The 17,482-nt window shown below is 68.5% G+C and carries 15 protein-coding genes; 10 read left to right on the top strand and 5 right to left on the bottom strand.

The genetic code is table 11. From position 1 onward, the window contains the following. The first annotated feature begins 22 nt into the window (after nucleotides 1-22). Complete coding sequence (locus OV207_RS20805; RefSeq protein ID WP_267556866.1) at nucleotides 23-3,415, top strand: helicase HerA domain-containing protein; 3,393 nt, start codon at nucleotides 23-25, stop codon at nucleotides 3,413-3,415. A gap of 128 nt (nucleotides 3,416-3,543) precedes the next feature. On the opposite strand, the gene OV207_RS20810 is transcribed toward OV207_RS20805, so the two are convergent. Genes OV207_RS20810 through OV207_RS20825 form a run of 4 tightly spaced genes read right to left on the bottom strand, consistent with a single transcriptional unit; the run spans nucleotide 3,544 to nucleotide 6,887 of the window. Next, nucleotides 3,544-4,311 (bottom strand): Imm49 family immunity protein, encoded by a 768-nt coding sequence (locus OV207_RS20810; RefSeq protein ID WP_267556867.1) that lies wholly within the window; start codon nucleotides 4,309-4,311, stop codon nucleotides 3,544-3,546. A 24-nt stretch (nucleotides 4,312-4,335) separates the two neighbouring features. After that, nucleotides 4,336-4,923 (bottom strand): imm11 family protein, encoded by a 588-nt coding sequence (locus OV207_RS20815; protein ID WP_267556868.1) that lies wholly within the window; start codon nucleotides 4,921-4,923, stop codon nucleotides 4,336-4,338. Beyond that, entirely contained in the window at nucleotides 4,920-5,780 is an 861-nt protein-coding gene (locus OV207_RS20820; RefSeq protein WP_267556869.1) for an AHH domain-containing protein, read from the bottom strand. The genes OV207_RS20815 and OV207_RS20820 overlap by 4 nt, the downstream gene beginning before the upstream one ends. 3 nt (nucleotides 5,781-5,783) lie before the next feature. Further along, nucleotides 5,784-6,887, bottom strand: a complete 1,104-nt coding sequence (locus OV207_RS20825) for a hypothetical protein (protein WP_267556870.1) — start codon at nucleotides 6,885-6,887, stop codon at nucleotides 5,784-5,786. A 267-nt stretch (nucleotides 6,888-7,154) separates the two neighbouring features. On the opposite strand from OV207_RS20825, the gene OV207_RS20830 reads away from it, so the two are divergent. From OV207_RS20830 to OV207_RS20845, 4 genes are all read left to right on the top strand, one after another. Beyond that, nucleotides 7,155-7,619, top strand: a complete 465-nt coding sequence (locus OV207_RS20830) for a DUF4150 domain-containing protein (RefSeq protein ID WP_193347516.1) — start codon at nucleotides 7,155-7,157, stop codon at nucleotides 7,617-7,619. A gap of 21 nt (nucleotides 7,620-7,640) precedes the next feature. Beyond that, nucleotides 7,641-8,168, top strand: a complete 528-nt coding sequence (locus OV207_RS20835; RefSeq protein WP_267556871.1) for a DUF6484 domain-containing protein — start codon at nucleotides 7,641-7,643, stop codon at nucleotides 8,166-8,168. A 4-nt stretch (nucleotides 8,169-8,172) separates the two neighbouring features. Next, the gene (locus tag OV207_RS20840; protein WP_267556872.1) at nucleotides 8,173-9,471 is read left to right on the top strand and encodes a TIGR02270 family protein; all 1,299 of its coding nucleotides are present in this window, start codon (nucleotides 8,173-8,175) and stop codon (nucleotides 9,469-9,471) included. Nucleotides 9,472-9,731: 260 nt separating this feature from the next. Continuing rightward, entirely contained in the window at nucleotides 9,732-12,140 is a 2,409-nt protein-coding gene (locus tag OV207_RS20845; RefSeq protein WP_267556873.1) for a PAS domain-containing protein, read from the top strand. Nucleotides 12,141-12,160: 20 nt separating this feature from the next. On the opposite strand, the gene OV207_RS20850 is transcribed toward OV207_RS20845, so the two are convergent. Continuing rightward, nucleotides 12,161-13,249 (bottom strand): metallophosphoesterase, encoded by a 1,089-nt coding sequence (locus tag OV207_RS20850; protein WP_267556874.1) that lies wholly within the window; start codon nucleotides 13,247-13,249, stop codon nucleotides 12,161-12,163. 147 nt (nucleotides 13,250-13,396) lie between these two features. Here OV207_RS20850 and OV207_RS20855 point away from each other — a divergent pair, with 147 nt between their 5' ends. From OV207_RS20855 to OV207_RS20875, 5 genes are read left to right on the top strand one after another with little or no spacing between them, the layout of a single operon-like run. Beyond that, nucleotides 13,397-13,876: a hypothetical protein gene (locus OV207_RS20855; protein WP_193347511.1), complete on the top strand. Its 480-nt coding sequence runs from the start codon at nucleotides 13,397-13,399 to the stop codon at nucleotides 13,874-13,876. 2 nt (nucleotides 13,877-13,878) lie between these two features. After that, complete coding sequence (locus OV207_RS20860) at nucleotides 13,879-14,649, top strand: hypothetical protein (protein ID WP_267556875.1); 771 nt, start codon at nucleotides 13,879-13,881, stop codon at nucleotides 14,647-14,649. Next, on the top strand, nucleotides 14,646-15,401 hold the full coding sequence (locus OV207_RS20865; protein ID WP_267556876.1) for a hypothetical protein: 756 nt from the start codon (nucleotides 14,646-14,648) through the stop codon (nucleotides 15,399-15,401). Before OV207_RS20860 ends, OV207_RS20865 begins: the two co-directional genes overlap by 4 nt. A 39-nt stretch (nucleotides 15,402-15,440) precedes the next feature. Continuing rightward, nucleotides 15,441-16,895 carry an anthranilate synthase component I family protein gene (locus OV207_RS20870; protein WP_267556877.1) on the top strand — a complete coding sequence of 485 codons (1,455 nt, stop codon included), beginning with the start codon at nucleotides 15,441-15,443 and terminating at the stop codon, nucleotides 16,893-16,895. Next, nucleotides 16,892-17,455: an anthranilate synthase component II gene (locus tag OV207_RS20875; protein WP_267556878.1), complete on the top strand. Its 564-nt coding sequence runs from the start codon at nucleotides 16,892-16,894 to the stop codon at nucleotides 17,453-17,455. Before OV207_RS20870 ends, OV207_RS20875 begins: the two co-directional genes overlap by 4 nt. The last annotated feature ends 27 nt before the right edge of the window (nucleotides 17,456-17,482 follow it).

The following is a 17,482-nucleotide window of genomic DNA, read 5'->3' on the forward strand; positions in this document are numbered from 1 at the left end:
TCAGAGTCCTCCAGGAGCCACCATGACCACCGACGCACGACTTGTCGCGTTCCTCACGGATGGTCCCGAGATCTTCAGCAGCGTCCAGCAGGGACAGACGCTCTGGAAGCGGGACCCCTTCGATGTTGAATCCCTCAATGCTCCCGCGCGTTCCTCCTTTGAACGCCTCGTGAAGCGTGCAACCCGCACACCAGCGCCCGACGCAGGCAGGCTGCTGCTGCTGTTGGGCGAGTCCGGCAGTGGGAAGACCCACCTCGTGCGGGCCTTTCGAAACAGCGTCCACAGTCGAGGGGCCGGCTACGTCGGCTACATGCCGATGACCGTCGACGCGACCCACTATGACCGGCACATCCTGTCCTACTTCATCGACTCCCTGGATCGGCCGTATGACTCGGACGCGGGAGAGGACTCCGGGTTGATGCGCTTGTCCGACGCGGTCATGGCGCGCTGCATGAGCGCCTTTGCCCCGCTCATCCCGGAAGAGCGCATCCTCGAAGACCATGAACTGCACGACATGATCCGCTCGGTCGCGGATGATCTCCACGCGCTCGATGACTTCCGGCACATCGATGTGCAATTGCTGCGTGCGCTCATCTGTCTTCAACGCCGTGAAGCGCGCTTCCACCACCGGATCCTCCAGTGGTTGCGGTGTGAGGACCTCGCGCCAGCGGATCGCACGGTGATTGGCGACCTGGTGCCGCGCACCGCGGACGACGATCCCATCCGGATGATGACCCACCTGGGACGGCTCATGGGCGTGATGAACCAAGCCCTGGTCCTCTGCGTGGATCAAGTCGAGGACATCAGCGACTTCGAACAGAGTCCTCGGATGGAGCCCTCCTTCCGCCGGGCGATGAACAGCTTCGCCGCGCTCGCGGCACAGGTGCCCACGGCCATCGTGGTGGTCTGCTGCCTGGAGGACTTCTGGTCGAAGATGCGCAACCAGCTCAACCTGGCCATGCGGGACCGCATTGAGCACGATCCCGAGCCCGTCTCGCTGGAGGTTTCAGTCACGGCGCAGACCGCGAGAGACATCGCTGCGCGGCGGCTGAGCGTCCTGTTCGCGCAATCCGGCATCGCGCCCCACCCGTCCGACCCCACCTACCCTATTCCAGCAAAGGGCTTCGAACTGCTCAGCGGGCAGCGAACGCGCGACGTCCTCAATCAATGCCGCCGCTACCGGGAGCGCGCCATCCAGGATGGAAGCCTCCCCAAGGACTTCCCCCTCCCCACGGCTGGCAAGAGCGGAAGCACGCACACGCTCCAGCCGGAAATCAGTCCCATCCAGAAGACCGACCAAGCCTGGATTGATTTCCGGGCCAGGTTCAAGGGCGCGATTCCTGAGGACGACTCGGACGTCGCCGCGCTCCTGGCCTGGGCCATCGAAGTGGGCGGAGAAGAACTTGGCGGCGCCACGCGCTTCAAGGTCAAGCCCCTGGATGAGGAGTCGCTGAACGTCACGCTCCAGCCCGGCAACACCCAGATGTTCGTGGCCCTCTGCAACCGGTCCCCGCGGGGCGGCGGGCTGGGCCGGCAGATGGCGGATGCCTTGAGGGCCGCTGCGGGCAAGCTGCCTGTTATCGTGCGCACGACGGATTTTCCGGGGACACTGGGAACGCTGGTCGCGGACCAGACCACGCTGCTGCTGAAGAAGGGCGGTCGCCGGGCGGTCCTCGGCAACAGCGACCTGCGAGAGCTCGTGGCCTTGCAGTCCTTCCAGAAGGAGCACCCGGCCTCCGCGTTCATCGAGTGGAGTCGCTCCACGCACCCCATCACCCGGCTCAAGGCCATCTCGGACCTGCTGGCATTGGAGAAGAGCCCTCCGCCTCCGGAGCCCACGCGCGAGCAACCTGCGGCGTCAGCCTCCCCAGGGGGAAGCTCCACTTCGAGTGTCACGAAGCCAGTCCAGGGGGAGCTTCGCGGAGCCTCCTCTGAGAGCCCACGTCGAGTGGACACCCGGGCCGACGAGGAGCCGGCAGCGGCACGGGAGCCCACGCCGTCCAGGGCGGACTCGCGCACCGAGGAGACCGGGCTGGACGGGCATCAACTCACCGCCCTCGGTCCACCGTTGGTAAGCAAGGTGCCTGGGCGCACGAAGACCCCCGTGGAGGTTTCGCAGCAGAAGGGCATCCCCTCCAGGCCCGCGATCGACACGAAGCCGGAAGCGATGCGCCTGGGCATCTCCGAGAGCGTCTTCACCCAGCCTGTCTTCATCCAGGCGGAGGAGTTGACGAAGCACAGCGCGTTCCTCGGCGGCTCCGGAAGCGGCAAGACGACGCTCGCGCTGAACATCATCGAGCAATTGCTCCTGCAGGGCATCCCGGCGCTGCTCGTCGACCGCAAGGGAGACCTCGCGGCGTATGCGCGTGACGAGGCCTGGGAGGAGGAGCTGAAGGACCCCGTCCTGAACGAGCGCCGTCGCCTGCTGCGCGAGCGCGTGGACGTGGCGCTCTACACCCCGGGACGCTCTGACGGACGGCCGCTGGCCATCCCGCTCGTGCCGCGGGGGCTGGAGGCCCTGCCGCCCGAAGAGCGCGACCAGAGCGTGCAGCAGGCCGCGGAGGCCATCGCGAGCATGCTGGAGTACAAGAACAGTCCCAAGGACAAGGCGGCGAAGGCGCTGCTGGCCCAGGCATTGCGCCTCCTGGTGGAACGTCCCTTGGGGCAGGAGTTGACCCTGGACCTGCTCCAGAAGTTCATCGCCTCCCAGGACATCACGCTCGTCCAGGAGGTGAGCGGCCTGGACCTCAGGGTGTTCCCCAGGCTCGCGCAGGACCTGGCGACGCTGCGGCTCAACGCACGCAACCTGCTGGCAGCCCAGGGGGAGAAGCTGGACATGGAAGAACTGCTGGGTCGCGGAACCGCGAAGGTTCCCGGACGGACCCGGCTGAGCATCATCAGCACCAAGTTCCTGGGCGGAACGCAGGGCTCGCTCTTCTGGGTGTCGCAGCTGCTCGTGGAAGCCAATCGCTGGGCAAGCCAACACCCCTCGTCCCGGCTCCAGGCGGTGCTCCTGTTCGACGAGGCCGACCTGTACCTCCCCGCGATGAGCATGCCCGCCACCAAGCAGCCCATGGAGAACCTGCTGAAGCGCGCCCGCTCGGCGGGCATCGGGGTGATGCTCGCGACCCAGAGCCCGGGAGACCTGGACTACAAGTGCAGGGACAACGTGCGCACCTGGTGCGTCGGTCGGGTGAAGGAAGATACGGCCATCCGGAAGCTCCGGCCCATGTTCGCGGATGCACGCGTCGATGCCGCCGCGAAGCTCCCTGCGCAGAAGCAAGGGCAGTTCCACGTCCTGCGCGACGGACAGGTGGAACAGCTCAAGGCGGACCGGAACATCATCAAGACGGATCAACTCTCCGAGGATGAAATCCTCCAGCTCGCGCACCGCTCACGCGAACAGGGGCACTGAAGCGGGTCTTCCATGCACGGAGCGTTCTCGCGGCCTTCTGGGCGCGGGGACAGCCCCGTGCCCGCGGAGGCGCTTGCGCATCTTGGGGCAAGCATTGGGATACATTGGCTCCGGCCTACCGGCATCTCCTATGTAAAGAAGTGCTTCCAGGAGTCTGGGCGGTAGCGAAGGTGAACCTCGTCGAGCGCCACAGAGGGAATGAACAGGAAGTCCTCCTGCGGATGCAGCCCCTTCGAAAAAGCAAGACGGACCAGCGCGAGCCCCTCCACGGAGACGTAGCCCTCCGTCGCGAGCACCTCCTCGGCGACCGTTTGCTTCTCACCGAACCTCTGGAAACGGAGCTCCCGCGCCTTCATCATCCGTGTGAGTGCTTCGTCGAAACGGGCTCCATCCGCCGCCGCCAGGGCTTGACACACATCGAGCCGCACATCCAGCGAGCCTGCAAGGACCTCCTCGTAGCGCTCAAGCTGGGCCTTCCCATCACGCCAATCCATATCCAAGAAGCAATGGTCCATGAGGAAGCGGACGAAGAGGAAGTCCTCCTCGTACTCGCGATTCCTATCGCAAGCCCGAGGAGCGAGGCGTGCGATCACACGCGCAGCTTCGGTGTCTCCACAGGCGACCGCGTCGAAGAACGGCTGCGAACGGCTGGTCAGGTTTGCTCCGGGGGAGGAACGGGCGAAGTGAGCGAAGGCGCGTGCGCTGGCATGCAGACACTCATGAAAGTGAGTAGGGCTGCCAGACATCAATAACGAGCCAATGCCCGCGACCCGAAAGTTCTGGCTGAATCGGAGGGCCTCCTTCATTCCGCCCTTGCCTGCAAGAAAGGCCGGAAGCAGCTCTTCGTTTTCGCCAAGCGCATTGTCAATGAAGACAGATAGGAACTTCGACGCCACGGGATCCCCTTCCAGGCAGTGCATTCAGGATGTCGTGGAAACCGCCAGTTCCCGCAGCACCACGTTGCTGAAGCCCCGCTCCTGGAACGTCCGGGCCAGAGGTTCACTCACCACGTAGAGTTGCAGGTCTTGCTGGAGGCGGAAGAGCGAGGGAGCGCCGCGTAGTTTCTCCGGATCCAGAACCAGCTTACGGATGCCGACGATGGCACCGCTACGGTGGTACTTGATGTCACTGGCCTTGGCATCCACGCCGTCCACGCCGCCGATTGGATTGATGAAGAAGTACTCCTGACTGCGAACGCGCCCCCGGGGGTCCAGGAGGGTGAAGGGCAGGCATTCGAGGGTATCCTTCGGACAGGTCGCGGCGATGACGTCCTTCATCGCGCTGCACACGATGAGGTAGTTGAAGTTGTTTCCCAGCACCGAGGAGAGTTGGATACCTGGGCGATCCTCGCCTGACTGGAGCTTCACCTCCTCGGGATAGCTGTCCCCAAGGCGCTCACCCGCAGCCAGGCAATACCCGTCCAGCCCCATCACCTCCGGCTCCTGGTCCAAGAACAGCAACTCGGCGTCGTTGAGATCGCCCAGTGTCTCCAGCTCGAAGAATTTCATGGCACCCCATTGATGAGGGTATCCAGCGTCCCCGTATATCCTGGAGTACCTCCCTCGCGCTCCTCCTTGTTCTGGCGTGCGACAATCTGCGAATAGAGTTCCGCGGAGAGCATCTCGAGTTGCTCCTTGGCCAGTTCATGGGCCAGCTTCGTGTGTTCCTTGTCCTTGCGAACATACTTGCGCAGCTCGCCTTCGTAGGAGCGCATGATCTTGTCCAGGCGCTTCCCCACGAAGTCGCTGTACGAGCGGTGATCCCGATACAGGAACGTGATGAGGTGACGAGGAAGATTCAGCGCACCCGCCACCTTCCTATCCATTGGCAGGATGACCATGTTGAGCTTGTGGTTCAAATTGTAGCCGGCCCTTGCCAGCCCTCGGCGAACGATGAGGGTGGCGTTCGGGAACTTCTTCTCAAGCTTGTTGGCGGCACCTCGGAGTTGGCTGTTGGTGACGACATGGTGGCCATTGTGGATGTATGGATTCCGGTAGTCCCACTTGAAATTCTTGCTGGTCACGGACTCGGAGACGTCCCAGTCACCTTGTTTCGGAGCTTTGAGCAGGAACCGATACCCTTCGGGAAAGATGGGGTAGAGGGTCCCGCTCTTGCTGGTGTGATTCCGCATCGCGTCTGTGCGGATCTCCTTGCCCCGAGCGAGCTTCTTGTAGGCCGGCCAGTTGTAGAGGTGGGCGTCCTCCAGGGCATGCTTGAAGGCCTGCCAGCGGTGGGAGCAGGTCATGGGCTCCCACGCGGCGATGTGGCGGTTGAGACATCTTCCGCCTTCGGTCGTGTTCTTGACGCTGACATGAATCCTGTGTGCTACGTCCTCTTCATGCTGCTGCGCGGAAGGATCCGACACGGTTCATCCTTTCATGGACAGGCACATCGCGCCGACGTGCCCACGCTCCGAACTGGAAACCACCAGGATCTGCGCACCTCTCGCATATCCTCGCGCGAGGGCCCTGGCGGCCACGCACACGCTGCCAGCACCGCTGGCCGCCCCCGTATCCCCCAGGGAAACCGCTGGTAGCATCAAAGAAGGTCCCTCCGCGAACCACTGAGCCAGCCGAATCCGGGCGTAGCCCCACTCATTCGCACGCCAGTTCTCGCCATTCAGGTCTGACACCATGCAGCCCGCGAAGGGCGCCCTGGGCATGGCGCCAGCCAGGGTCTCCTCCAGGGCCTCCGCCAGCGCGATTCCGGTATTGGGTTTTCGGCTGAAGAAGTGATTCTGTTCCACCCGAATCGCCGCGCTGGCGATGGCAAAACACATTGAGGGACTCCTCCGACGAGCACTCGCTGCCGATTCCAGCAGGAAGCAGGCACCTGCCTCACCTGGCATCAGGCCCTGAGGATTTTCCGGCGCCTTGAGCCTTCGGTATCCTGCGAGCCACTCCAGCGTCAGTGGGTCACAATAGGAATCGGCTGCGATGACGAGCATCCGCTCCAGCCCACGCGCCTCCATCCATCCGCTGGCCTCATGGATGGACTGGATCGCCCCCGAGGGACCTTGACAGAGGAGGTCGGCGTTGCGCTCGTCAATGGGCAGCCGCAGTGCTTCGAGAAGCGGCTGAAGGTAGGCCCTCCGGATGGGCTCCCTGGAGGGGGCAGCATCGCTTGCTTCGACGCCAAACCGCTCATCCCCATGGTACGGCGTGACGACTCGTATTCCCGTCGCGTGCCAGAAGGAGGCATGGGTGGCATCCGGAAGCGCGCCCTGATGGATCAAGTCGGCCACACAAGCACGGGCGAGCAGCAGCCAGCGGCCGATGAGGGTGAAGCCCTCGGTGAGCCCACGTATGGGATGGCCGGTGACTGGCTCCATCTCCTCTGAGGCTTCGTCGAGCACCTCGAAGTAGGTGAGCGGTTGGGCACAGGCAATTCCAGCACGAATGGCCGCGCAGGCCATCACGACATCCCGTCCCACAGACGAGACCATCCCCAGGCTGGTGATGACGAGGTCCAACGCGTCCATCCTTCATCAGGCCATGGCGGTTCGCGTTCAACGTTCCCTGGAAGCCCATTCAAGGCCCCTGGCCCCCGGCGAAGTCTGGGCCTCCTCTGGCGTCCTGTCCATGACCTTCCTGGACACCTGCTTCTCGATGCCCAGCCCACGCAATGCAGGGTGGTTGGATGTGGCCAACGCTGAATGTGGCCCCCGTGCCAGCCAAATCCACGCCCCGTGAGCGTTCAGCCCTTCCACGCGCTATCATGCGCCCTGGAGGAATTGGCCATGCCCGTCAATACCGGTGTGAACAAGATGTCTGTCGTCACCAAGGACAGTGGCGGTGTCACCATGGCCTTCCCGGACGTGTGCAAGACGCCCAGCCCCGCCGGGCCCGTGCCCATTCCCTACCCCAACGTGGCGAAGTCCTCCGACACCGACAAGGGCACCAAGAAGGTGTCCGTGGCCGGCAACCCGGTGTGCGTGAAGGACTCCAACTTCAAGATGAGCACCGGCGACGAGGCAGGGACCGCCGGCGGCGGCGTGGCTTCCAACAAGACCAAGGGCAAGGCCGAGTTCGTCAACTACTCCTTCGACGTGAAGTTCGAAGGCAAGAACGTGGCGCGCGCCTTCGACCTCATGCTCCACAACGACAAGAACACGCCTCCCTTCCCCGTCATGCAAGGGCCTGTCATGGCCATGGCGGGCAGCGAAGCCCCACCCAAGTGCCTCGTCTGCGATCACGACATCTAGTCCCCCGCCGGAGGCCACCCCATGAGCACGCCGCCTGACAGGAAGCCCCTCCCCCCGGAGCGGGACGCCCCCGCGCCCATCCTTGGCAGCCGCGCGGGTCAGCTCTCCGGGCTGGAGGCCTCGGGCGCCGTCCTCGTCGACTTCCCGGGCAACACCGCCGGCCCCGTGCCCGCCCGGCTCGCCGTGGTGGTGGACGCCCAGGCACTGCGGGAGGCCGTGGCCCGGAAGCAGAAGGTCGTCCTCCTCTTCGAGAACGGCGACCCGGGGCTGCCCTTCATCATGGGGCTCATCCAGGAGCCCAGCGCCACGCCCCTGCTGGATGCGCTGCTGGAGGCCCCGGCCGCTCCCGAGCCAGCCCGGGTTCCCACCGAGGCCCATGTGGACGGCAAGCGCGTGGTCATCGAAGGGCAGGACGAGATCGTCCTCAAGTGCGGCGAGGCCAGCATCACCCTGCGGCGCAACGGCAAGGTCATCGTGAAGGGCACCTACCTGGAGTCCCGCGCCACCGGCACCCACCGCATCAAGGGCGGCTCCGTGGAGATCAACTAGACCCATGCGCTGGGACATCTACGAGACCCACCTCGACGAAGCCGCGTTCCGGTGGAGCCAGTGGGAGAAGGCGCTCGACGCACCCGACTTCACGCTGGAGGAGGTCGCGGAGCTGGAGGAGCCCGTCGCCGCGCACGTCGACGGGCTGGTGCTGGGCGGTGGGCCCGTCGCGACACGCCTCCTGGTGCCCGCGCTGAGCGGAGAGCACGAGCACATCGTCGCGGCGGCCCTGGCGCTGCTCCTGGCCGAAACAACGGACGGCCCCGCCGCGATGCTCGCCGCCCTGTCCTCGGCGGAGCCCCCGGCGCTCGCGGCCCTCCAGCGCGCCCTGGAGCTGTCCCCCGCCGCGTGCATTCCCGCCGCCCTGCCTTCGCTCCTGAAGGAGGACGCCGTCCCCGTGCGGCTCGCCCTGGTGCTCGACACGCTGGGCGCCCAGGGGCTCGCCACGGCCCCGCTGTGCACGCCGTTCCTCACGCACCCGGAGCCTGGGGTTGCCGCCGCCGCCCTGCGCGCCGCCAGCCGCGCCCGGCTGCCGCTGGAGCCCGCGGTGCTCCAGCGCTCGCTCGACTCCAGCGAGCCCGCGCTGCGGGAGGCCGCCCTCGTCGCGGGGCTGATGGAAGGCCATCGCGGCGCCTGGGCCGCCTGTCAGACCCTGGCCAGCGCGCGCGCGCCCGGCGACCGGCTGCCCCTCCTGCTCCTGGGCATGAGCGGGGAGGAGCGGGACACGAAGCGACTGCTGGAGTTGCTCTCCGACACGAAGCGCCAGCCGGACGTGCTGTGGGCGCTCGGCTTCTCCGGCCGCGTCGCCGCCGCCGATGCCTGTGTGGAGTTGATGCGGCATCCGCCCGTCGCGGCGCTCGCGGGCGAGGCCTTCAGCGCCATCACCGGGCTGGGCCTCACGGAGCAGTACGCGGTCGCACGCGACGAAGAGGACACGGCGCTTCCTCCCATCGAGGAGGAGGACCTCGACGCGGACCTGACGTCGAAGCCCGAGGATGCCCTGCCCCTGCCCCAGCCCCAGGCCGTGTCGGAGTGGTGGAGCGAGGCACGCAAGCGGATGGACGCGAAGCAGCGCTACCTCTCCGGTCAGCCCTTCACCGTCCAGGCCCTGCTTGAGGCGCTCCTCACCTCGCCCATGCGGCGACGCCATGCGCTGGCCCTGGAGCTGGCGCTGCGCAGCCGGGGCGCGGTCCAGGTGCCGACCCGCGCGTTCATGCCCCAGCAGCTCGCCGCATTGAAGGCCGCCCGCGCGGCTTCGGCCGCTTCGTGGAGCCGGCCGTTCGCGGAGGCGCTCCGGGGCTGAGCTCCCCGGAGGTGCCCACCGCGCGCCAGCCCTGCTTCCGCTCCCCTTCCGGGCCCCCTGGAGTCACGGCCTGCGGAGCGATGTGGCGGCGCATCCCGGGCCGACCCTCCAGCCGAGGGGTCAGCGGGGGCGCTCAGGCGGGGCTGCACTGAAGCCACAGGGCGCATACTTCATCAGGACGTCTTCTCTCGGGAGGTCCTCATGGGGAAGCGGGCACGGTGCCCGCCGTCGGCCAGGGTGGTGGATGGACGGGGTGGTGGATGATCTTGCGACCGGGCCAGGGACGTATTTCGGGCAGGGGGACGGCGGCCATCGAGGAAGGGCCCAGCCACGCCCTCGACATCCTGGAGCACATTTCGGATGCGGTCTTCTCGCTCGACCGCACCTGGCGCTTCACCTACGTCAACACGCGGGCCGAGTGGCTGCTCAAGCGCCCGCGCTCGGAGCTCATCGGACGCAAGGTCTGGAAGGAGTTCCCCCAGGCGCGCGGCACCGTGTTCGAGCAGGAGTACCAGCGGGCGCTCGCGAAGCGGGTCGACGTCGCGTTCGAGGCGTTCTACGCGCCGCTCGAGGCCTGGGTGGGCGTGCGGGCCTACCCCTCCAAGCAGGGGCTCCTCGTCTTCTGCCGGGACATCAGCGCGCGCAAGCAGGCTGAACAGGCACTGCATGAGTCGGAGCAGTTCCTGCGCTCCACGCTCGACTCGCTGTCCACGCACATCGCCATCCTCGACGGACAGGGCACCATCCTCGCCGTCAACGCCGCGTGGCGGCGCTTCGCGCGGGAGAACGGCTGCCCGGAGGACTCGGGCACGTGCGGCGTGGGCGCGGACTACCTGGGCGTGACGGACGCCGCGCGGGGCGCGTTCTCCGAGGAGGCCGCCTTCGTCGCGGCGGGCATCCGCGACATCATCACCGGCCGCGCGGAGTCGTTCCTGCAGGAGTACCCGTGCCATGAGCCCGGGGGCAGGCGGCGCTGGTTCCTGATGCGCGTCACCCGCTTCGTCGGCCAGGGTCCGCTGCGCCTGGTGGTGGCCCACGAGGACATCACCGGGCGCCATGAAGCCGGCGAGGCCCTGTGGCGACTGGCGCGCGAGGAGGCGGCGCGCGAGCAGGCGGAGACCGCGCGCGAGCGGCTGAACGCGGTGCTCGAGCGCATCACCGACGGCTTCGCCGCGTTCGACCGGGACGGCCGGTTCACCTACGTGAACCGGCACGCGGAGGCGCACTTCGGGCGGATGCGCGAGGCCCTGCTGGGCTGGCGCCCGGCGGAGGTCCTCTCCGAGTCCCGCGGCGCGGTGATGGAGTCCCTGCTGCTCCGGGCGACGCAGGCAGGCACCCCGGTGGAGGAGGACCAGCCGTCGGCCCTGGCGGACCGGTGGCTGCGCGTCGTCGCGTACCCCTCACCCGAGGGGCTCACCGTCTACTTCCGCGACGTCACCGAGCAGCGCAGGTCCGAGCTGTGGAGCCACTTCCTCTCCGAGGTGAGCGCCGCCAGCGCGAGCTCCCTGGACTGGGGGGACGTGTCGCGCGCCGTGGCGAAGCTCACGGTGCCCACGCTCGCGGACGGCTGCGCCATCGCCACGCCGGTCGGGCCCCATGGGGAGGAGCCCTCCACCGTGGTCGCCGCGGTGACGCCCTACCTGGAGGGCGCACTGCACGCGGTGTTCCGCGCGGGATCCGCGAGCGCGCTGGGGCGGATGGTGGAGGAGGCCCTGCGCACGGAGGCGGTGGTGCACCTGCATGGGCCTTCCCGGGACGCGCCTTGCGTGCAATCCGCGGTGGCCGTACCCCTGATGACCCAGGCGCGTCCCCTGGGCGTGCTGGTGCTGGTGTCCCTGCGTCCGGACCTGCGCTACGAAGCGCAGGACCTGTCCCTGGTGCAGGAGCTGGCGCGGCGGGCGGCGCTGGTGCTCGAGAACGCGCGGCTGTACCGCACCGCGCGGCAGGCCGTCACCACGCGCGACGAGACCCTGGGCATCGTCTCGCACGACCTGCGCGCGCCGCTGAACACCATCTCCCTGCTGTGCAATGGCGCGGAGCGGCGGCTGGCCCGCGGAGACAACGGCCCTGGCGTCACGGAGGCGCTGCGCAAGGTGCGCCTCGTGGTGGGCAACATGGACCGGCTCATCGACGACCTCCTGGAGGTGGCGCGGGTGGAGTCGGGGCAGCCGGGGTTGGACCTGGAGACGCTGGACGCGCCCGCGCTGCTCGGGCAGGTGCAGGGCTTCAACGAGCCGCTGGCGGCGGACAAGTCCCTGCGGCTGGAGGTGTCGCTCGGGCCGGACCTGCCGCGGGTGTGCGCGGACCGCGCGAGGGTGCTGCGCGTCTTCCAGAACCTGGTGGGCAACGCCATCAAGTTCACGCCCCCGGGGGGACGCATCCTCCTGAAGGCGGAGCGCCGGGAGGCTGAGGTGTGCTTCTGCGTGGAGGACACGGGGCCGGGCATCGACGCGACAGCGCTGCCCCACGTGTTCAATCGCTTCTGGCAGGCGATCCACGCGCACAAGGCGGGCGTCGGGCTGGGGCTCGCCATCGTCAAGGGCGTGGTGGATGCGCACGGGGGCCGCGTCTGGGTGGAGAGCCCACCGGGGCGGGGCGCCGCGTTCTTCTTCACGCTGCCCGCGCTCACCGTAGCGTCCGGAGCCGTGGAGGGCCCCCGGCAACCCTGAAGCCTTCAGGTTGCGTGGAATCACTCCCGCCGCAGCGTGATGACGGCCAGCTCCGCGGGGGCGCCCAGCCGCACGGGAGGGCCGGTGGTGCCAGCGCCCCGGTTCACATACAGCCAGGAGCGGCCCTCCCGATACAGCCCGGCGGTCCACTGCGTGAGGAACCGCGCCAGCGACAGGCGGCGCACGCCCGGAACCCCAAGCTGCCCGCCGTGGGTGTGCCCCGAGAGCGTCAGCTCCACGCCGCGCGCCCGTGCCTGGGGAAACAGGTCGGGGTCATGCGCGAGCAGCACCGTGGGAACCCCCTCCGGCCGCGCCGCGAGCGCCCGCTTCAGGTCCGCGCGCGACGTCCAGGTGTCATCGACGCCCGCGACGTAGAGGCGGGCCCCGCCCCGCTCCGCCACCACGCCCCGGTTGCGCAGCACGCCCAGGCCGTGGCGCTCCAGTTCGCGGACCAGGTGCTCGGCATCCGTGTAGTAGTCGTGGTTGCCCAGGCTGACGAAGGCGCCGTCCTTCGCGCGCAGGCCCCCGAGCGCCCGCGCGATGGCCTCCACGTGGGAGGAGCCCTGGGTGATGAGGTCGCCCGTCACCGTCATCAGGTCCAGGTCGAGCCCATTGAAGCGCTTCACCCAGGCGGCCACGCGCGCCTCCGGCACCTGGGGGCCGCAGTGCACGTCGGAGAGCTGCCCGATGCGGTAGCCGTCCAGCGCTGGCGCCAGCCCCGCGATGCGCACCGTCCGCCTGCGCAGCCTGGGCCGGGCCAGCGCCGCGTCAGCCCCCACCGCCAGCGCGACCACCGCCGCCAGCCCCCACGCCGCCGCGTCCGGCAGACCTGCCCGGACGGCCAGCACGGCGGGGAGCATGAGCAGGTCGAACACCATGCAGGAGGACCACCATCCCAGCGCCAGGAAGGTGGACCGGGAGGGCGCGGGGGTGTTCCACGGCGTCGTGAGCCGCTTCAGGTACGGCCAGGAGAGCCCCAGCGCGACGAGCACGGGGAGCAGCGTGCGCGTCCAGACGCAAAGCCAGAGCACCGTGGGCAGTTGGACGACCGTGACGACGACGCCCACGATGAGACGGAAGTGGCCCTGGAAGCGCGTGGGAAAGGACATCGCACCGGAGGTCTAACCGGTTCACGGACCGCCCATGCGGATTTCGGAGGTCTGTTTGACGCAGGCCAGCATACCGCGCCGCCTTGCTTCAAGAGCTGCCCACCTGGAGACTCCAGGATTGCCGTCCATTCCATGAGGAAGTCCTCCATGTCCCTGAAGCATGTGTTCGCGATCGTGACCCTGCTGTCGACGTCCGCCTTCGCCGAAGAAGACCTCAAGCCCGCCCAGGAAGAAGCCAAGGCCAAGCTGGAGGCAGAGATCGAGGACGCCCTGAAGGCGGCCAACGACAAGTGCGGCACCAAGCTCGCGGTGAAGACCGACTTCCAGAACTTCAAGGCCGACGACTGGTCCGGTACGAGCTTCAGCTCCTACTGTGAGTCGGTCATCCAGGGCATCGAGTCCATGTGTGAACGCCCCGCGTACAAGAAGGCCATCGCCAAGAAGGTGACCGGCGTGGCGTGCCTGTTCGGCGGCGTGAAGCCCGCCGAGAAGAAGGACGGCTCCAACGACGCGACGCTGCGCAACATGTCGCTCGACAAGGGCGTGTTCACGTACCACATGTCCGCCAAGGACCACGCGAACCTCGGCGACAACACCAAGGCCACGCTCGAGAAGGCGTTCAACTGAGCATGCCCCGGCCCCTTGCACCCGCGCTCATGCTGGCGGCGATCCTCGCGACGACGGCGGCGCACTCCCTGGAAGCGGTGGCGGGCAAGGTCTACCGGGGCACCGACGGCCAGAGCGTGGAGGTCGTCACGTTGGAGCCGCGCACGGCATCAGAGGTCTTGATCCGCGTGCGCGGCACCGACTCCGAAGAGGACGGCATCGCCCTGCGCGCCACCCTGAAGAAGCACTCGCGCGGCGCGGACTACGTGACGCGCCACCGGGGAGGCGACTACGTGCTCCTCCTCCAGCGCGACGGTCGCTACGAGGCCGTCCTGCCCGGAGCGCAGGCGTTCCCCGTCAAGTTCAACCAGGACGCGACGGACAAGGCCTCCACCGCGGAGGTGCTCGCCGCGCACCAGCAGCAGCTGGAGTCGGGACGGATCGCCGCCTTCCAGAAGAAGGCCTGGCCCCACCTGGAGAAGAAATACACGGCCCGCGCTGGCGACGCCGTCACCGCGTTGAACAAGGCCTGCGGCACCGCGTCCACCTTCGCGTTCGACTGGAAGAGCTTCAGCGACGAGGTGATGGCGGAGCTGGACGTGTGGGCAGCCTGTGCTCCGCTCGTGAGCCGCGCCCAGGCCCGCTGCGCCTCGGTGAAGACCGTCACGGCGCTGGTCTGCCGCTTCGGTCCGACGCTCGGGCTGGAGCGCGGCGGCGACACGCTCACCTTCACCACCACCCAGAAGGGCGCGGCCGAAGGGCCGGCGTTCCTGGACAGGAACCTCTCCCGATGATCCGTCGACTCGTGGTGGCCGCCTGTCTCTTCGCGGCGGAGGCGGGGGCCCGGGAGCCGGTGACGCTGGAGGAGCTCCAGACCCTGGCTTCACAGAAGGCCTGGGCGGAGCTGCTGGAGCGCGCGGAGGGCCTCCCCGCCCCCCAGCGCACCGACGCGTGGCGGGCCCTGGTCACCGACGCGGCGGCGGCCGACGTCGAGGCCCTTCCTCCTGACGACAAGGAGCCGTTCGCCGCCTCCCGGCGGGCGCGCGCGCTGGGCCAGCGGTATGCCTTCCTCTCCAAGGCGCCGCGCTTCGCTACCGCTCGCGACCAGGGTGCGCGCAAGGATCTCCAGCGCTGCCTCGGACTCGACCGGCGCGGTTGCATCGACACCTTCCTGGAGCTGACACCGGACATGGGGCCCGAAGCGGCGCTCCAGGCCGCGCACCTCGTGAAGCAGGGGCACTTCGCCTACGTGGCGATGCCGCTCTTCGCGATGGCGGTGGGGGGTGGAAGGGACGTCAGCGCCTGCAAGGACGCGGCGCTCGCCGAGGCGGTCATCGCGGCGCTCGGCCTTCCCAAGGAGGACCCTCGCGCGGTCCAGGCGAGCAAGGTGGCCTTCGAGGGGTGCTGGTCCGCGCTGGGCCCGAAGCTCAAGGCGGCCACCGTGGGCGCGTCGTCGTACTTCCTGGCGAACACCTGCCAGCCCATGCGCGCCCGGAAGGCCCTGACCGAGCTACAGGACGAGCTCTGCAAGGACGAGGCGCTGTAGTTCGGGACGGGAGCGGTTCCTGCTAGGAACGGATTTCGCATGGCCGTTCCCGCTTCCCCCCTCCCCCCGCTGGACCGCGCCCGCTTCGACGCGCTCGTGGCCCAGGGCTACACCCAGGTGCCCCTGGCGCGGCCCCTGGACGTGGGCGCAGCGCGGCCCGTGGACCTGCTGCGCGCCCTGCCCGCGGGCGACCGCTTCCTCCTGGAGAGCACCCGCACGAGCAGCGAGGGCCGCTACTCCCTCCTCGGCGCCCGTCCCTTCCTGCGCTTCACCGCCCGGGGAGCGCAGTGCCAGGTCGACGGCGTTCTCCAGGACGGCGCGCCCCTCACCGTCCTGCGCGGCCTGCTCCGCCGGTGGAAGGGCCTCCGCCTCCCGGGCCTGCCCCTGTTCTGCGGCGGCGCGGTGGGCTTCTTCTCCTACGAGGCCAGCCACCTCTTCGAAGCCCTCCCCCACCACCCCCACGACGACCTGCGCGTGCCCGACATCGCGCTGCACTTCGTGGACACGTTCCTCGTGGTGGATCACCTGGAGCACACCGTGCACGCCGTGGCCACGGGGGCGGACTGGGAGGACTGCTCACGCCGCCTGGACCTCCTGGCGTCGCAGGTGCGCGCCGCCGTCGTCACGCCGCCCCCCGCGCCCCCGCCTCCGGACCTGCCGCTTCCGGCCTGGCGCTCCAACTTCACGCAGGAGGCCTACCTGCTCGCGGTGGAGCGCGTGCGCGAGTACATCCGCGCGGGCGACACGTATCAGGTCAACCTCTCCCAGCGCCTGGAGGTGGACTTCCCGGGCGACCCGCTGGCCCTCTACGAGACGCTGTCCGCGACGAGCCCCGTCCACTTCGCCAGCTACTTCGAAGCGGAGGGCTTCCAGGTCGTCAGCGCTTCGCCAGAGCGGCTGGTGCGCGTGGAGGACGGCCGCGCCACCACGCGCCCCATCGCCGGCACCCGCCGCCGGGGCACGCCCGAGGAGGACGCGCGCTTCGTGCACGAGCTGCGCACCAGCGAGAAGGAGCAGGCCGAGCACGCCATGCTCGTGGACCTGGAGCGCAACGACCTGGGCCGCGTCTGCGCGTACGGCACCGTGGAGGTCACCCGGTTGATGGAGATCATCGAATACGCGCACGTCCTCCACATCGAGTCGGAGGTCGTCGGGCAGCTCGCGCCCGGCGTGGAGCCGCTCGACGTGGTGGGGGCGCTGTTCCCGGGCGGCACCATCACCGGCGTGCCGAAGCTGCGCACCATGGAGATCATCACCGAGTTGGAGCCCCACCCGCGCGGGCTCTACACGGGCTCGCTCGGCTACTTCAGCTTCGCGGGAGGGCTGGACCTGAACATCGTCATCCGCACCGTGGTGGTGAAGGACGGCCGCGCGTACGCGCAGGTCGGCGGCGGCATCGTCCACGACTCGGAGCCCCGGCGCGAATACAAGGAAACGCTCAACAAGGCCCGCTCCCAGCTGCTCGCCCTGGCCGCGAGCACGAGGCCGCGATGATCCTCCTCATCGACAACTTCGACTCGTTCACCTTCAACCTGGTCCAGGCCCTGGGTGCGCTCGGGGCCACGCTCCACGTCGTGCGCAACGACGCCATCACCGTCGCGCAGGCGGAGGCGCTCCGGCCCAGCCATGTGGTCATCTCGCCCGGGCCGAAGACACCCGACGCGGCCGGCGTGTCCCTGGACGTCATCCGCGCCTTCGCGGGCCGCGTGCCCCTGCTGGGCGTGTGCCTGGGACACCAGGGCATCGGGCAGGTGTTCGGCGCGAAGGTGGTGCGCGCCCCCGTGCCGGTGCACGGCAAGACGGCCGACGTCCAACACCGGGGACAGGGCGTCTTTCGCGGCCTGCCCCAGCCCTTCACCGCCGCGCGCTACCATTCGCTGGTGGTGGACCGCGACAGCCTGCCCGCGTGTCTGGAGGTGACGGCCTGGTCCGGCGACCTGGTGATGGGCCTGCGCCATCGCGAGCTGCCGGGCCTGGAGGGCGTGCAGTTCCACCCCGAATCCTTCCTCACGCGCGAAGGCCCCCGCCTGCTCGCGAACTTCCTGGAACACTGAAGCGCGTGGGCAGGACACTCCAGGGCT

The sequence above is a fragment of the Corallococcus sp. BB11-1 genome (genome assembly GCF_026626625.1).
In the GTDB taxonomy this organism is placed as follows: domain Bacteria; phylum Myxococcota; class Myxococcia; order Myxococcales; family Myxococcaceae; genus Corallococcus; species Corallococcus soli.

Coding starts and splice junctions, on each gene's coding strand:
- OV207_RS20805 (WP_267556866.1), top strand. CDS start 23: ATGACCACCGACGCACGACTTGTCGCGTTCCTCACGGATGGTCCCGAG.
- OV207_RS20815 (WP_267556868.1), bottom strand. CDS start 4,923: ATGAAATTCTTCGAGCTGGAGACACTGGGCGATCTCAACGACGCCGAG.
- OV207_RS20830 (WP_193347516.1), top strand. CDS start 7,155: ATGCCCGTCAATACCGGTGTGAACAAGATGTCTGTCGTCACCAAGGAC.
- OV207_RS20835 (WP_267556871.1), top strand. CDS start 7,641: ATGAGCACGCCGCCTGACAGGAAGCCCCTCCCCCCGGAGCGGGACGCC.
- OV207_RS20840 (WP_267556872.1), top strand. CDS start 8,173: ATGCGCTGGGACATCTACGAGACCCACCTCGACGAAGCCGCGTTCCGG.
- OV207_RS20845 (WP_267556873.1), top strand. CDS start 9,732: ATGATCTTGCGACCGGGCCAGGGACGTATTTCGGGCAGGGGGACGGCG.
- OV207_RS20850 (WP_267556874.1), bottom strand. CDS start 13,249: ATGTCCTTTCCCACGCGCTTCCAGGGCCACTTCCGTCTCATCGTGGGC.
- OV207_RS20855 (WP_193347511.1), top strand. CDS start 13,397: ATGTCCCTGAAGCATGTGTTCGCGATCGTGACCCTGCTGTCGACGTCC.
- OV207_RS20860 (WP_267556875.1), top strand. CDS start 13,879: ATGCCCCGGCCCCTTGCACCCGCGCTCATGCTGGCGGCGATCCTCGCG.
- OV207_RS20865 (WP_267556876.1), top strand. CDS start 14,646: ATGATCCGTCGACTCGTGGTGGCCGCCTGTCTCTTCGCGGCGGAGGCG.
- OV207_RS20870 (WP_267556877.1), top strand. CDS start 15,441: ATGGCCGTTCCCGCTTCCCCCCTCCCCCCGCTGGACCGCGCCCGCTTC.
- OV207_RS20875 (WP_267556878.1), top strand. CDS start 16,892: ATGATCCTCCTCATCGACAACTTCGACTCGTTCACCTTCAACCTGGTC.